General features: G+C 67.3%; 15 protein-coding genes. 8 read left to right on the forward strand and 7 right to left on the reverse strand.

Features of this window, described 5'->3' with window-relative positions; translation table 11 throughout:
• Positions 1-110: 110 nt before the first annotated feature.
• The gene (gene ruvX, locus J2X41_RS16270; RefSeq protein WP_310083079.1) at positions 111-605 is read right to left on the reverse strand and encodes a Holliday junction resolvase RuvX; all 495 of its coding nucleotides are present in this window, start codon (positions 603-605) and stop codon (positions 111-113) included.
• An 81-nt stretch (positions 606-686) separates the two neighbouring features.
• On the opposite strand from ruvX, the gene gatC reads away from it, so the two are divergent.
• Both gatC and gatA read left to right on the forward strand, forming a co-directional pair.
• A complete protein-coding gene (gene gatC / locus J2X41_RS16275) occupies positions 687-974 on the forward strand; it encodes an Asp-tRNA(Asn)/Glu-tRNA(Gln) amidotransferase subunit GatC (protein ID WP_310083080.1) in 288 nt (95 codons plus the stop codon).
• Positions 974-2446, forward strand: coding sequence for an Asp-tRNA(Asn)/Glu-tRNA(Gln) amidotransferase subunit GatA (gatA, locus tag J2X41_RS16280; protein WP_310083081.1), 1473 nt, complete (start codon positions 974-976; stop codon positions 2444-2446). Before gatC ends, gatA begins: the two co-directional genes overlap by 1 nt.
• Before the next feature lie 77 nt (positions 2447-2523).
• Here gatA and J2X41_RS16285 read toward each other — a convergent pair whose 3' ends face one another.
• Entirely contained in the window at positions 2524-3135 is a 612-nt protein-coding gene (locus J2X41_RS16285; RefSeq protein WP_310083082.1) for a hypothetical protein, read from the reverse strand.
• A 243-nt stretch (positions 3136-3378) separates the two neighbouring features.
• Here J2X41_RS16285 and J2X41_RS25330 point away from each other — a divergent pair, with 243 nt between their 5' ends.
• Positions 3379-3777: an endonuclease domain-containing protein gene (locus tag J2X41_RS25330; RefSeq protein ID WP_404979946.1), complete on the forward strand. Its 399-nt coding sequence runs from the start codon at positions 3379-3381 to the stop codon at positions 3775-3777.
• Positions 3774-5273, forward strand: a complete 1500-nt coding sequence (gene gatB, locus J2X41_RS16290; protein WP_310083083.1) for an Asp-tRNA(Asn)/Glu-tRNA(Gln) amidotransferase subunit GatB — start codon at positions 3774-3776, stop codon at positions 5271-5273. The genes J2X41_RS25330 and gatB overlap by 4 nt, the downstream gene beginning before the upstream one ends.
• Positions 5274-5448: 175 nt before the next feature.
• On the opposite strand, the gene J2X41_RS16295 is transcribed toward gatB, so the two are convergent.
• The 4 genes from J2X41_RS16295 to J2X41_RS16310 all read right to left on the reverse strand — a co-directional run bounded on the left by J2X41_RS16295 (position 5449) and on the right by J2X41_RS16310 (position 9480).
• On the reverse strand, positions 5449-7692 hold the full coding sequence (locus tag J2X41_RS16295) for an alkaline phosphatase family protein (protein WP_310083084.1): 2244 nt from the start codon (positions 7690-7692) through the stop codon (positions 5449-5451).
• Positions 7693-7729: 37 nt separating this feature from the next.
• Positions 7730-8203: a hypothetical protein gene (locus J2X41_RS16300; RefSeq protein ID WP_310083086.1), complete on the reverse strand. Its 474-nt coding sequence runs from the start codon at positions 8201-8203 to the stop codon at positions 7730-7732.
• A gap of 186 nt (positions 8204-8389) precedes the next feature.
• Positions 8390-8752, reverse strand: a complete 363-nt coding sequence (locus tag J2X41_RS16305; RefSeq protein WP_310083087.1) for a proteophosphoglycan 5 — start codon at positions 8750-8752, stop codon at positions 8390-8392.
• Between the two features lie 179 nt (positions 8753-8931).
• Entirely contained in the window at positions 8932-9480 is a 549-nt protein-coding gene (locus J2X41_RS16310; RefSeq protein WP_310083088.1) for an RcnB family protein, read from the reverse strand.
• A 204-nt stretch (positions 9481-9684) separates the two neighbouring features.
• On the opposite strand from J2X41_RS16310, the gene J2X41_RS16315 reads away from it, so the two are divergent.
• The 4 genes from J2X41_RS16315 to J2X41_RS16330 all read left to right on the forward strand — a co-directional run bounded on the left by J2X41_RS16315 (position 9685) and on the right by J2X41_RS16330 (position 11437).
• Positions 9685-10410: a glutathione S-transferase N-terminal domain-containing protein gene (locus J2X41_RS16315; RefSeq protein WP_310083090.1), complete on the forward strand. Its 726-nt coding sequence runs from the start codon at positions 9685-9687 to the stop codon at positions 10408-10410.
• Between the two features lie 194 nt (positions 10411-10604).
• On the forward strand, positions 10605-10883 hold the full coding sequence (locus J2X41_RS16320; RefSeq protein ID WP_035081619.1) for a sel1 repeat family protein: 279 nt from the start codon (positions 10605-10607) through the stop codon (positions 10881-10883).
• Between the two features lie 47 nt (positions 10884-10930).
• Entirely contained in the window at positions 10931-11107 is a 177-nt protein-coding gene (locus tag J2X41_RS16325) for a CopG family transcriptional regulator (protein WP_310083092.1), read from the forward strand.
• Positions 11108-11149: 42 nt separating this feature from the next.
• Positions 11150-11437 (forward strand): type II toxin-antitoxin system RelE/ParE family toxin, encoded by a 288-nt coding sequence (locus J2X41_RS16330; RefSeq protein ID WP_310083094.1) that lies wholly within the window; start codon positions 11150-11152, stop codon positions 11435-11437.
• A gap of 13 nt (positions 11438-11450) precedes the next feature.
• Here the strand turns inward: J2X41_RS16330 and J2X41_RS16335 are convergent, their stop codons facing one another.
• Positions 11451-12203: a polysaccharide biosynthesis/export family protein gene (locus J2X41_RS16335; protein WP_310083096.1), complete on the reverse strand. Its 753-nt coding sequence runs from the start codon at positions 12201-12203 to the stop codon at positions 11451-11453.
• Between the last annotated feature and the right edge of the window lie 28 nt (positions 12204-12231).

The raw sequence follows: 12231 nt of genomic DNA on the forward strand, positions 1-12231 counted from the left end.
GCCTCAACGCCAAGGCCCGCGACGCTCGACGCGCCCTGGTCGCCGCTTGACAGACCAGACAGTCGCTCCGTCGGCTTCGCCGACACCTCCCCCACGGGGGGAGGATCTGGTCAGAATCCCTTGCCGGCCGCCTCGTTGATCCCCCGGATCCGCTCCAGCGCCCCTTGCAGGATCCAGGCGGCGGCCATCTTGTCGACGACCTCGGCGCGGCGCTTGCGGTTGACGTCATGCTCGTCGATCAGCACCCGGGTCACGGCCGCCGTCGATAGGCGCTCGTCCCAGAAGGTGATCGGCAGGTGGGGCTGCAGGCGCAGCAGGTTGCGGCCCAGCGCCCGGTTGGACTGGCAGCGCACGCCCTCGGTGCCGTCCATGTTCATCGGCAGCCCGATGACGATCCCCGCCGCCTTGCGGCTGCCCATCAGCTTGAACAACACCTCGGCGTCCTCGCTGAACTTGGTCTTCTTGATCAGGGCCAGGGGGCTGGCGACGGTCAGGGTGACGTCCGAAACGGCCACGCCGATGGTCTTCTCGCCAGGATCCAGGCCGACGATCGGCAGGAAATCGGGGAGGGCGGCGGCGAATTCGGCGATGTCGAGAACGGGCATTAGTCCTCATAACACGGGGAACAGCTTGTCAAAGCGCCCCTCGCACGGCTAACCCACACGCTCGAATTTCAGGAGGCCCCCATGGCCATTGACGCCGCCACCGTGCGGAAGGTCGCGCGGCTCGCGCGGATCGCCACGCCCGAAGATCGCCTGGAGCCCCTGGCCCAGGAGCTCAACGGCATCATGATGTGGATCGAGCAGCTGGCCGAGGTCGATACCGACGGCGTCGAGCCGCTGACCAGCGTCGTGCACGCCGGCCTGCCGCTGCGCGACGATGTGGTGACCATGGGCGGCGACGCCGAGGTGGTCACCGGCAACGCCCCCAAGTCGGTGGGCGGCTTCTTCGTGGTCCCCAAGGTGGTCGAATAATGAAGGCGCTGACCTCTCTCACCCTGAAGGGCGCGCTGGACGGGCTGGCCGCCGGGGACTTCACCTCGGTGGAGCTGACGAAGGCCCATATCGAGGCCGTCGAGGCCGCCCGCGGCCTGAACGCCTTCCTGGTCGAGACGCCCGAGCGGGCCTTGTCGATGGCCGCCGCCTCGGACGCCCGCAGGGCGCTTGGCGCTGCCCGTTCGCTGGACGGCATTCCCCTGGGCATCAAGGACCTGTTCTGCACCGAAGGCGTGCCGACCACGGCCGCCTCGAAGATCCTCGAGCCGTTCGTCCCGCACTACGAGTCGACCGTCACCAGCCAGCTGTGGCGCGACGGGGCGGTGATGTTGGGCAAGCTGAACCTGGACGAGTTCGCCATGGGCTCGTCGAACGAGACCAGCGCCTATGGACCGGTGATCAATCCCTGGCGCAAGGCCGGCTCGAACCAGGCCCTGACCCCCGGCGGCAGCTCGGGCGGCAGCGCCGCGGCCGTGGCCGCCGACCTGTGCCTGGGCGCCACCGCCACCGACACCGGCGGCTCGATCCGCCAGCCGGCCGCGTTCACCGGCACCGTGGGCATCAAGCCGACCTACGGCCGCTGCTCGCGCTGGGGCACGGTGGCCTTCGCCAGCTCGCTGGACCAGGCCGGGCCGATCGCCAAGACCGTCGAGGACGCCGCGATCCTGCTGACCTCGATGTCGGGCCACGACCCCAAGGACTCCACCAGCCTGGACGTGCCGGTTCCCGAGTTCGCCGCCTTCGTCGGCAAGTCGGTCAAGGGGCTGCGGATCGGCATTCCCAAGGAATACCGGGTCGACAACATGCCCGCCGAGATCGAGAAGCTGTGGGCCGACGGGATCGCCTGGCTGAAGGAGGCCGGCTGCGAGATCGTCGAGATCAGCCTGCCGCACACCAAGTACGCCCTGCCGGCCTATTACATCGTGGCCCCGGCCGAGGCCTCGTCGAACCTGGCCCGCTACGACGGCATGCGCTACGGCCTGCGGGCCGAGGGCGGCAACCTCACCGAGGTCTACGAGAACACCCGCGCTGAAGGCTTTGGCGACGAGGTCAAGCGCCGCATCCTGATCGGCACCTATGTGCTGTCGGCGGGCTATTACGACGCCTACTACCTGAAGGCCCTGAAGGTGCGCCGCCGCATCGCCGAGGACTTCGACAGCGCCTGGGAAAAGGTCGACGCCATCCTGACCCCGACCGCGCCGTCAGCGGCGTTCGGCCTGGGCGAGAACAGCAACGACCCGATCGCCATGTACCTGAATGACGTGTTCACGGTGACGACCAACCTGGCGGGCCTGCCGGGCCTGTCCCTGCCGGCCGGCCTGGACGCCAACGGCCTGCCGCTGGGTCTGCAGATCATCGGCAAGCCGCTGGACGAGGGAACGGTGTTCTCGGTGGCCGGGGCCATCGAAAAGGCCGCCGACTTCAAGGCCAAGGCCGACCGCTGGTGGTGATCGGCCGCTAACCGACCGGACAGGATAAAGGGCGGCCCCGCGAGGAGCCGCCCTTTTTTACGCTACGCTACTGACAACTACATCGGGGTGTCCGGCGAGGCCGGGACGGTCGCCGGAGCAGGCGTCGGGGCCGGCGCGGGCGTCGGGGCCGGGGCGGCCGGAGCGGCGATCACCGGCGCCGGGGCCGGGGCTGCGACCGGGGCCGGAACCGTGGCGCTGACGTTTTCGGAGGCCGAGCCGGCGTCGGGCGCGGTTTCCGGGGCCGCGCGGCGGGCCGGAGCGGCGCGACGGGCGGGCTGGGTCACCCGCGGCGGCGGAGCCGTCTCGGCGCGGGCCATCTGGGTCGGGGCTGGGGCCGGGGCCTGGGTCGCGGCGGGCGTGGTGGCGGGAACCGGGGTCGGCATCGGGGCCGGCGGTTGGGTCGTGGGCAGGGGTTGGGCCTCGGCCACCTTGGCGGGCGGCGCCTCGCCGGTGGTCGGGGTCTGGGCCGGACGGCTCATCAGGCCCCAGGCCAACCCGCCGACCGCGATGGCCAGCACCGGCAGGCCGATCATCAGCGGCAGGTTGGACGAAGACTTTTTGGTCGGCGTGCGAGCATAGACGGGCGCGCTCGGAAAGAGAGCCGAAGAATCCGCGTTAGTCGCGGGGGCGACATAAGGTTCTCCAGCATCGAGGTTCAGAACAGCCATGATTTCCTCCGGCGAGTTATTCGCGTTCGAGGAGTCAACGGGAGGTGACGCTAGCGGTTCCGGTTGGCCAGGAATGACCTCTAGTTTGACAAGAAGCGGTCATTTTTCAAGTTGAGCGAAATCTTGGTCTCAGCGACGCTCGATAACCTTTCCCTCCCCCTTGCGGGGAGGGTGGCCCGCGTAGCGGGTCGGGTGGGGGATCAAGTCATGAGCGTGAACCGCGCAAGGACATTGCGGAAGGCGATGAGCGGGCAGGAGGTTCGCTTGTGGGTGAGGCTCCGGTCGTTGCGAGCAGACGGCTTTCACTTTCGGCGACAGGCGCCGCTGCTGGGGTATTATCCAGACTTCATCTGCCTCGGCCGAAGACTGGTTATCGAGGTGGATGGCCCCCACCACGACGAAATCGAACAGCGCGCTCACGACGCTCGTCGCGACCAAGTTTTCCTCGGTTCGGGCTTCCAAACCTTGCGCTTCACGACCCGGGCGGTGCATGAGGACATCGATGCGGTGGTGGACGTGATTTGTCGCGCCCTCGACGCCGCGAGCCCCACCCGACCCGCTACGCGGGCCACCCTCCCCACAAGGGGGAGGGAAGAGACTCTTTCTAGGCGGCCATTCCCGTGGCCAGGAATTGAGACATGACCGAAACCGCCTCTTCCAAAGTGATCCAAGGCCGCACCGGCCCCTGGGAAATCGTGCTCGGCCTCGAGGTCCACGCCCAGGTCGCCAGTGTGTCCAAGCTGTTCTCCGGCGCCGCCGTCGGTTTCGGCGCGGGGCCGAACCAGCAGGTCAGCCTGGTGGACGCGGCCATGCCCGGCATGCTGCCCGTGCTGAACCGGTTCTGCGTCGAGCAGGCGGTGAAGACGGGCCTGGGCCTGAAGGCGCAGATCAATCTGAAGAGCCGGTTCGACCGCAAGAACTACTTCTATCCCGACCTGCCGCAGGGCTATCAGATCAGCCAGTTCGACCAGCCGATCGTCGGCGAGGGCGTGGTGACCGTCGAGCGTGACGACGGCACGACCTTCGACGTGCGCATCGAGCGCCTGCACCTGGAGCAGGACGCCGGCAAGTCGCTGCACGACCAGGACCCGAACGCCACCTATGTCGACCTGAACCGCGCGGGCACGGCGCTGATGGAGATCGTCTCCCGGCCCGACATGCGCAGCTCGGAAGAGGCCGCCGCCTACGTCAAGAAGCTGCGGACGATCCTGGTCTATCTGGGCACCTGCGACGGCGACATGGAGAAGGGCAACCTGCGCGCCGACGTCAACGTCTCGGTCTGCCGTCCGGGCGACTACGAGAAGTTCCGCGAGACGGGCAGCTTCAAACACCTGGGCACGCGCTGCGAGATCAAGAACGTCAACAGTTACCGCTACATCCAGCAGGCCATCGAGTACGAGGCCCGTCGCCAGATCGAGATCCTGGAGGACGGCGGCAAGATCGACCAGGAGACCCGGCTGTTCGACCCGAACAAGCTGGAGACCCGCTCGATGCGATCGAAGGAAGAGGCGCACGACTACCGCTACTTCCCCGACCCGGACCTGCTGCCGCTGGTGCTGGATCCCGCGTGGGTGAAGGCGATCGAGGACACCCTGCCGGAACTGCCCGACGCCAAGAAGCAGCGCCTGCAGAGCCAGTACGGCCTGTCGGCCTATGACGCCGGCGTGCTGATCATCGAGGCCGACCGCGCCGACTATTTCGAGGCCGCCGCGAAGGGCCGCGACGCCAAGCTGGTGTCCAACTGGGTGACCAACGAGCTGCTGTCGAAGCTGTCGGCCGGCGGCCACGAGATCGCCGGCTCGCCCTTGCCGCCGCAAGACATCGCCCAACTGGTCGAACTGATCGAGAACGGCACGATCAGCTCCAAGATCGCCAAGGAGGTCTTCGAGCACATGTGGGCCGGCGAGGGCCGTCCAGCGCAGATCGTCGAGGCGCGCGGCCTGGTGCAGATCAACGACACCGGCGCCATCGAGGCGGCGATCGACACGCTGATCGCGGCCAATCCCGACAAGGCCGAGGCCGTGAAGGAAAAGCCCCAGGCCATCGGCTGGTTCGTCGGCCAGGTGATGAAGGAGACCGGCGGCAAGGCCAATCCGGCCACCGTCAACGAGCTTCTGCGGAGCAAGCTGGGGCTGTAGCCCCTCTCCCGCGTTGGCGAGAGTCGCCATGACAAGGGCCCGTCGCGCGAGCGGCGGGCCCTTCTTCGTGCCGCTAGAGCAAGCCGCGCGATATAGAAATCGCGCGTCTTGCTCTAGGTTTCTGTCTTCGCATCGCTTTTGCGGAAAACCGGCGTCCACTTTTCCGAGTGATGCTCTAGGCCTGGGTCTTGGGCGGTCGCCGGGTCGGCGGTTTCGGCTTGGGCGCCGGCGTCTGGGGCGGCGGCCCGCCATGCAGCGTCAGGGGCTCGAACGGACGGCCCGGACGGGTCAGCTTGCGGACCCGCAGCCGCGCCTCGTGGATGAACCGCCGGGCGTCGGCCTCCGTGCGGACCGCGCGATATTGCGGGGTCAGCTCGCGCCTGGCCTTCAGCCGGCCGGGACCGTAGGAGGTGGCCTTGCGATAGGCCACGTGCATGAAGCCCCAGAACGAGGCCGGCACCGGCCGGCCTTCGCCGATCACCGGCGGCCGGGCGCCGCCGTGAGTGAGGGGCGGATCGCCGTGATGGGTCGAGGGCGGGGCGCCGGGCGCGCCGGTCAGGGGCGAGCTGCTTTCCCCGGTCTCTGGTTCGCGGGCCTCGGGCAGGCCGTTGTCCAGCGCCCAGGTCAGGGCCGCCCGAGTGCACTCGAATCCAGAGTCCGGAACTTCGGGCAGGGTGGTGGGTGCGTCGGTGCGCGGCGCGCTGCGATTGAACAGGTGCAGGAAGTCCTTGGCCATGCCGTCGCGGCGGGTCAGGGGCGAAAACTTGAACAACAGGCCCAGGGACCGGACCAGCGAGCTGTGGTCGTAGACCGTGTGGTCGATGACCCCGCGATTGACCCATGGCGAGACGATCACCGCCGGCACCCTGACGCCCAGCTGCTTGAAGTCGAAGTTGTGGTGGTTGTTGGACGCCGCCGCCAACTTGTCGCCGGGCGCGGGGGCCGTCGGCGGCTTGACGTGGTCGAAAAAGCCGCCGTGCTCGTCGTAGGTGATGATCAGCGCGCTGCGTTCCCAGTGCGGCGAGTTGCGGATGGTCTCGTAGACCGCCTTGATCAGCCGCTCGCCCCGGGTGACGTCGTCCAGCGGGTGCTGGGACGTGCCACAGGTATAGTCGCCCGCCGTGGTCGGCAGGATGTTGCCGTAGCTGGGTTCGATGAAGATGTAGGACGGCTCGAAGTCGGCCTTGTTCACCTCCTCGGCGAACTCGTCCATGTCGGTGAAGCAACCGCCCAGCGCCGCCAGGGTCATGCCCTTGAGGGCGAAGCATTGCGGCAGCTCGTCGCCTTCGAAGACCCGCCAGTCGACGCAGTTGCTGTCCAGGGCGTCGAACACCGTGCCGTGCTGGAAGCTGAAGCCGTCGATCAGCTCGGCCGCCGCGCTTTCCAGGCCGCTGGGGCTGTCGTCCAGCCCGCCGGAACTGGCGGCGTGGACGAAGAAGCGGTTGGGCCAGGTGGGGCCGGGCAGGGAGGCGAACCAGGCGTCGCAGACGGCGAACTCCCGGGCCAGGGTGGTGATGATCGGCACGCTGGCCGGGTCGAAACAGTTCATGACGTTGGCCGGATGCGCCGATCCCGCGTCCTCGTAGTTGAAGACGAAGCCGTTGTTCTGCGGAGCCGGATAGGGATGGACGGTGTTGTTGTCCCAGGCCGTCGATCCGGTCATCTGCAGCAGGATGTCGATGAACTCGTGCGGCGGGTCCTTGTCCTCGTCGACGATCTTGAAGACGGCGGTCGGCGTGGGGCTGACGGCGACGCCGCCCCGCGTCAGGTTGACGAAGGGCGGCTGGGTCAGGTCCTTGCCGGCGAAGTCGTCGGCCCGCGTGGGCTGGCCGGCGGGGTCGATCCCGGTCAGGGCGGCGAAGCCGAGCAGGTGGTCGTAGGAGCGGTTCTCGAGCATCAGCACGAAGACCTTCTCGACCTTGCGCGGCATGGACGACTTGCCGCCGGCCTTGAAGGTGCAGACGATCCCGTTCCAGGCCCTGCACACCGTCCGTAAGATCCAGCCGACGATCGTGCACACGGCCTTGAAGATCCACAGGAAGGTCTTGCAGACCCACTTGGCCACCCAGTACCAGGCCTTGCAGACCCACTTGGCTACCCAGTACCAGGCCTTGCAGACCCACTTGGCGACCCAGTACCAGGCTTTGCAGACCCACTTGGCGACCCAGTACCAAGCCTTGCAGAACCAGCTGCACGGCCACCATGTGCAACAGTGCTTGGAGCCTTCGTCAGCCCAGGTCCCGCATTCCTTCGAGCCTTCGTCGGCCCAGGTCCCGCATTTCTTCGAGCCTTCGTCAGCCCAGGTTCCGCATTTCTTCGAGCCTTCGTCGGCCCACGACACGCAACCTGACTTGGCCTCGTCCAGAACCTCGTGACAGTCCATCACGGCGCCGTCGACGACCTGGGTGCACTTCGACATCTAAAGTCTCCCGAAGAGTGACTTTTAGGGACGCGGGCTAGAGAAGGGCGGCCGTCGTACGGCCGAGTTCGGCGATGGCGCGGACCGTGGCGCGGCGGAAGCGGGCGGCGCCCAGCGCCAGGCCGGTCAGCTTGCCCGCCACGCCCGCGGCGAGTCCGGCGGCCAGGACCAGGGCCAGCGTGCGGAGCGCCAGGCCAAGGGGCTGCACGCCGTCGCCGTGGGTCAGGCTCCAGATCGCGGCCAGGCCCATGGCCGTCAGGGCGCTGACGGCGCTGGCCGCGCAGCCGCAGACACGCTGGAAGCGCTGTTGCTCCTCGCGCCAGGCGGAGGTCGCGTGATTTTCATAAGGAAAGCGGGCGATGGCCGGCAGTCGCCGAGCTTGGCTCGGGCGATCATGCATCAGCGCGAGCAGGTCCAGCGTGGCGCGAAAAGCCGCGTCGGCGTGTGCGTCGACGGGCTCCGCGGCGAGGGCGTCGTTGATCGTCCAGTTCTGCTGCGCCGCCTGCCCCATGTCCCGACCCTCGCGCTGGGCGACGGGCCGGGCCGACCCGCCGTGTCAGGCGCATCGCCAGCATGGCGCGAACTCCGAGTGGAGTGCAACAGAAAGTATCGTGATTTGCCCTCTGCTCGTTCAGCGTGCACGAAGAAAGGCCCGCCGCGCGAGCGCGACGGGCCTGATCTGGTCTCGGAACGGGTCTTAAGGCTTGGGCGTGTCCGTGGTCGAAGCGCCGGCCGGGTCGGAGCTTTCCGCCGGCTTGTGGTGCTTCTTGGCCTTCTTCTCGGCCTTGCTGTCGGCGGCGGGGGCCGAGGCGTCGGTCGAGGTGTCGGAGGCGGTCGCCGAGCTTGGCGTGCCGCTGGCGCCGGCGTCAGCCGCCGGATCCTGGGCCGGCGTGGCCGCCGGGTCGCTGCCGTAGGACGGCGAGGTCGTGGACGAGGAGGGCGCGCTTTGGGTGGTCTGCGGGGTCGGATCGGTGGGCGCGGTTTGCTGAGCCAGGGCCGACCCGGCATAGCCGGCGAGGGTCAGTGCAGCGACGGCGGCCGTGAGGCGGAGCTTGGTCATGGAAGCGTCTCGTTACTGTCGCGTCGGAAAGTGACACGGCCGCCACGCTGACCTGGGAATGCGGTGGGAATAACTCGCCAATCGGGCGATTTCGCCGCATACGCGGCCAGGATGTGGCGAATGGCGACGCTTACCAAGAGTTTTGGAAAGCGTCGCCAGACGCTTCAGGTCGACATCGCCTAGTTGTTGATGATGTCGAAGATCAGTCCGGTGGCGATCGCCGCCAGGACGTAGTCGTTGCCGGCCCGGTACCAGTAGTAACCGCGGGGCGGCGGGCGCAGGCGATAGTATCCGTAGTCGTGGACGATATAGCCGTTGCCGCGATAATAGGGCGGCAGATAACCGCCGCGGCGCCAGGCGTTGTAGCCAGGCCGATAGCCCGGATGGCCGTAGTAATGGGGGGGCGGCGCGCCATAGCTCCAGCGGTTGTTGTAATAGTAGCCGTTGTAGCGGCGGCCGTCCCAACGGTCGCCGCGATCCCAGCCGTTGTGGCGGCCGTTGTCGTGACGGCCATCCCAACGGCCATCGCCGCGGCCGTCCCAGCGACCATCGCCGCGGCCGTCGTGACGGTCGCCGTCCCAGCGACCGCCGTCATGGCGGCCGTAATCCCGGTCACCGTGGCGATCGCCATGGCCGCGGCCGCGATCCTGGGCCGAAGCGTCGCCGGCCATGGCCATGGGGCCGGCCACGGCGGCCGCGGCGGCGATGGTGAGCAACAAGCGCTTCATGTCCGACGTCTCCTTCTTCGGTCGGCGGCTCTCCGAACCGCCTGATCCCTCGACCTTGAAGACAGTTTCCGCCGCGCTGGCTGAACCTGATCTGAACGGCGCCGTCAGGCTGCAGCATGGGCGGCCTTGGCGCGGGCGTCCGGCGAGACCATGTTGGCGGTCAAACACAACGTCTTCAGACAAAACGCTTCAGGGAGCGCGTCGATGAGCCGCCCGATCGACCTGTACTACTGGCCCACGCCCAACGGCTGGAAGATCTCCATCGCCCTGGAGGAGATGGGCCTGCCCTACACGATGATCCCGGTGAACATCGGGGCGGGCGAACAGTTCAAGCCGGACTTCCTGGCCATCAGCCCCAACAACCGCATGCCGGCCATCGTCGATCCCGACGGTCCCGACGGCCAGCCGATCTCGGTGTTCGAGTCCGGGGCCATCCTGCAGTACCTGGGCCGGAAGACCGGCCGGTTCTACGGGGCCAGCGAGCGCCAGCGGGTCGAGATCGACCAGTGGCTGATGTGGCAGATGGGCGGGCTGGGGCCCATGGCCGGCCAGACCCACCATTTCCGCCAATACGCCGCCGCCATCGTCAGCGACCAGCGCCAGATCGCCTATGGCGCCATCCGCTACACCAACGAGACGCACCGGCTGTACGGCGTGCTGAACAAGCAGCTGGACGGGAAGGATTTCATCTGCGGCCAATTGTCCATCGCCGACTTCGCGTGCTGGGGATGGGTTGCGCCATGGAAAAACCAGGGCATCGTGCTTGACGAGTTTCCGCATCTGAAGGCCTGGTTCGAGCGCATGGGCGCCCGTGACGCCGTCGACCGGGGCTTCAAGCTGGGCGCGGAACTGCGCCGCCAGGGCCTGCAAGCGCCCGGAAAGGCGCAGGAAGAGGCCCGAAAGGTGCTGTTCGGCCAGCGCGCCCGTTAACGCCTTGTAGACGGGAGTTTACATTCAGTAACACCCGTGAATGCAGCGTAATACCTATGAATGGTTTCTGTATTCATGGGCAAGATTCATGATGTCGGCGCCCTTAACTATATGTTCAGTGGCGAGGGACTTTTCTGTTCTCGAGCCAAGCGGAGCCGGAATGGCGAAGTGGGCTGGGAAGGGGACTTGAAGCCATGATGATGAGTATCGAACCGCCGGCCGCCATCCACGGGATCCCGCTGCCGACCGCCGACGCCTCGGGCGATGAGCTGTTCCGCATGGGCATGCTCTATTCGACCGGCCAGGGCGGCGCGCCGCTGGACTACGTGTCGGCCCACATGCTGTTCAACCTGGCCGCCATGCGCGGTTCGGTCGAAGCCAAGGTCTATCGCAAGGAAATCTCGCAGGAGATGGCCAGCGAGGACGTCGCCGAAGCCCAGCGCCAGGCGCGCGAATGGCTGGCCCACGGCTGAAGCCGGCATCCCTGCCATCGTGATCGCGGTTGTGCTAGATTGATGGCATGAAGTTGGAACCCGCTATCTTTGACGACCTGGATGAAGCCAGCGACGTCGCAGCGATCGTCGAGGCCCGCGCCGAGATCGCGGCGGGCCAGTTCGTGAGCAACGAGGCTGTCGAGGCCTGGCTCTTGTCATGGGGAACGCCGAACAAGCTGCCTCCTCCCGGAGCTGGCGACTAACGCCCTACGCGCCGTGATTTAGCTCTGGGCGAGGCTGAACGGATGGCCGACACGTCTGCCCTTCGCGTGATCTGGTCGCCGAGAGCTGTTCGGGATCTCGCCGGTATCGACAGCTACATCAATCAGTTCGCGCCTCTCGCGGCCCGACGCTTTACGGCTCGGCTGGTCTCGACGGTTCGCAGCCTGGCCGACCATCCAAACCGAGGTCGGCCGATAGGCGATGGCGTTCGCGAGCTGGTCGTGGTGAGGCCCTACCTGGTGGTCTATGAGGTCAAGGGCGATCGTGTCGAGATCCTACACATCAAGCACGGCGCGCAGCGGCCGGCCTGAGCGTTGATCCGCTTCAGTTTCCGCTGAAGCCGTTGATCGCGTAGCTGAAGCTGATCGGCAGCAGGTCTCGGAAATACTGCTGCATGAACAGGCCCGCCTCGGACACCCCGCTGCGCGGCACGTAGACCACGTCGAAACGGCGTAGCGGCACCAGGTCCGCCCGGCCGTTGGTCATCCCCGACAGCAGGTTGGCCGTGCGCAGCATGGCCCGGCCGTTGGGCCCGCGGCGAATGATCACCACAGACGTGCGCTTGGCCGAGGTCTTGAACCCGCCGGCCTGGATGATCGCCCGCAGCGCGTCGCTGTCGCCGGCCATGTCGAAGGCGCCCGGATTGCCGACCTCGCCCCCCACGAACACCTTCAGCGGCGCCGTCGCCTTGATCGACACCTGCACCTGCGGCCGCAGCAGCTGGCTGGAATAGGCCTGGGTGATCGAGGCTTCCAGTTCGCCGATCGTGCGGTCGGCCGCCATGACCGGCGCGATCAGCGGCAAAGCGACGCGGCCGTCCGGCTGCACCACCACGGACTTGTTCAGCTCGACCGCCGACGGCACGCTGACTTCCAGCTCGTCGCCCGGATAGAACCGGTAGTCGGGCTCCTGGTCCGACCAGTCGGCATAGCCGATATCGGAAAAAGTCGCCGTCGGACGGGCCGTGGGCGTGATCGGTTCGCGGTCCACGTGGCCGCAGCCGGCCAAGCCGAGCGAGAGCCCGGTGGCCGCGAAGGGCAGGGCGAAAGCCGCCGAGAGGATGGTGCGCCTGTGCATGCGACAAGTCTTAACAGGAATGGGTAAC

Origin of the sequence: Caulobacter sp. BE254 (genome assembly GCF_031457295.1) — a bacterium.
Taxonomy (GTDB): domain Bacteria; phylum Pseudomonadota; class Alphaproteobacteria; order Caulobacterales; family Caulobacteraceae; genus Caulobacter.

Coding starts and splice junctions, on each gene's coding strand:
- J2X41_RS16305 (WP_310083087.1), bottom strand. CDS start 8,752: ATGACCAAGCTCCGCCTCACGGCCGCCGTCGCTGCACTGACCCTCGCC.
- gatA (WP_310083081.1), top strand. CDS start 974: ATGAAGGCGCTGACCTCTCTCACCCTGAAGGGCGCGCTGGACGGGCTG.
- J2X41_RS16310 (WP_310083088.1), bottom strand. CDS start 9,480: ATGAAGCGCTTGTTGCTCACCATCGCCGCCGCGGCCGCCGTGGCCGGC.
- J2X41_RS16300 (WP_310083086.1), bottom strand. CDS start 8,203: ATGGGGCAGGCGGCGCAGCAGAACTGGACGATCAACGACGCCCTCGCC.
- J2X41_RS25330 (WP_404979946.1), top strand. CDS start 3,379: ATGAGCGGGCAGGAGGTTCGCTTGTGGGTGAGGCTCCGGTCGTTGCGA.
- gatC (WP_310083080.1), top strand. CDS start 687: ATGGCCATTGACGCCGCCACCGTGCGGAAGGTCGCGCGGCTCGCGCGG.
- J2X41_RS16335 (WP_310083096.1), bottom strand. CDS start 12,203: ATGCACAGGCGCACCATCCTCTCGGCGGCTTTCGCCCTGCCCTTCGCG.
- gatB (WP_310083083.1), top strand. CDS start 3,774: ATGACCGAAACCGCCTCTTCCAAAGTGATCCAAGGCCGCACCGGCCCC.
- J2X41_RS16295 (WP_310083084.1), bottom strand. CDS start 7,692: ATGTCGAAGTGCACCCAGGTCGTCGACGGCGCCGTGATGGACTGTCAC.
- ruvX (WP_310083079.1), bottom strand. CDS start 605: ATGCCCGTTCTCGACATCGCCGAATTCGCCGCCGCCCTCCCCGATTTC.
- J2X41_RS16330 (WP_310083094.1), top strand. CDS start 11,150: ATGGCCGACACGTCTGCCCTTCGCGTGATCTGGTCGCCGAGAGCTGTT.
- J2X41_RS16325 (WP_310083092.1), top strand. CDS start 10,931: ATGAAGTTGGAACCCGCTATCTTTGACGACCTGGATGAAGCCAGCGAC.
- J2X41_RS16285 (WP_310083082.1), bottom strand. CDS start 3,135: ATGGCTGTTCTGAACCTCGATGCTGGAGAACCTTATGTCGCCCCCGCG.
- J2X41_RS16320 (WP_035081619.1), top strand. CDS start 10,605: ATGATGATGAGTATCGAACCGCCGGCCGCCATCCACGGGATCCCGCTG.
- J2X41_RS16315 (WP_310083090.1), top strand. CDS start 9,685: ATGAGCCGCCCGATCGACCTGTACTACTGGCCCACGCCCAACGGCTGG.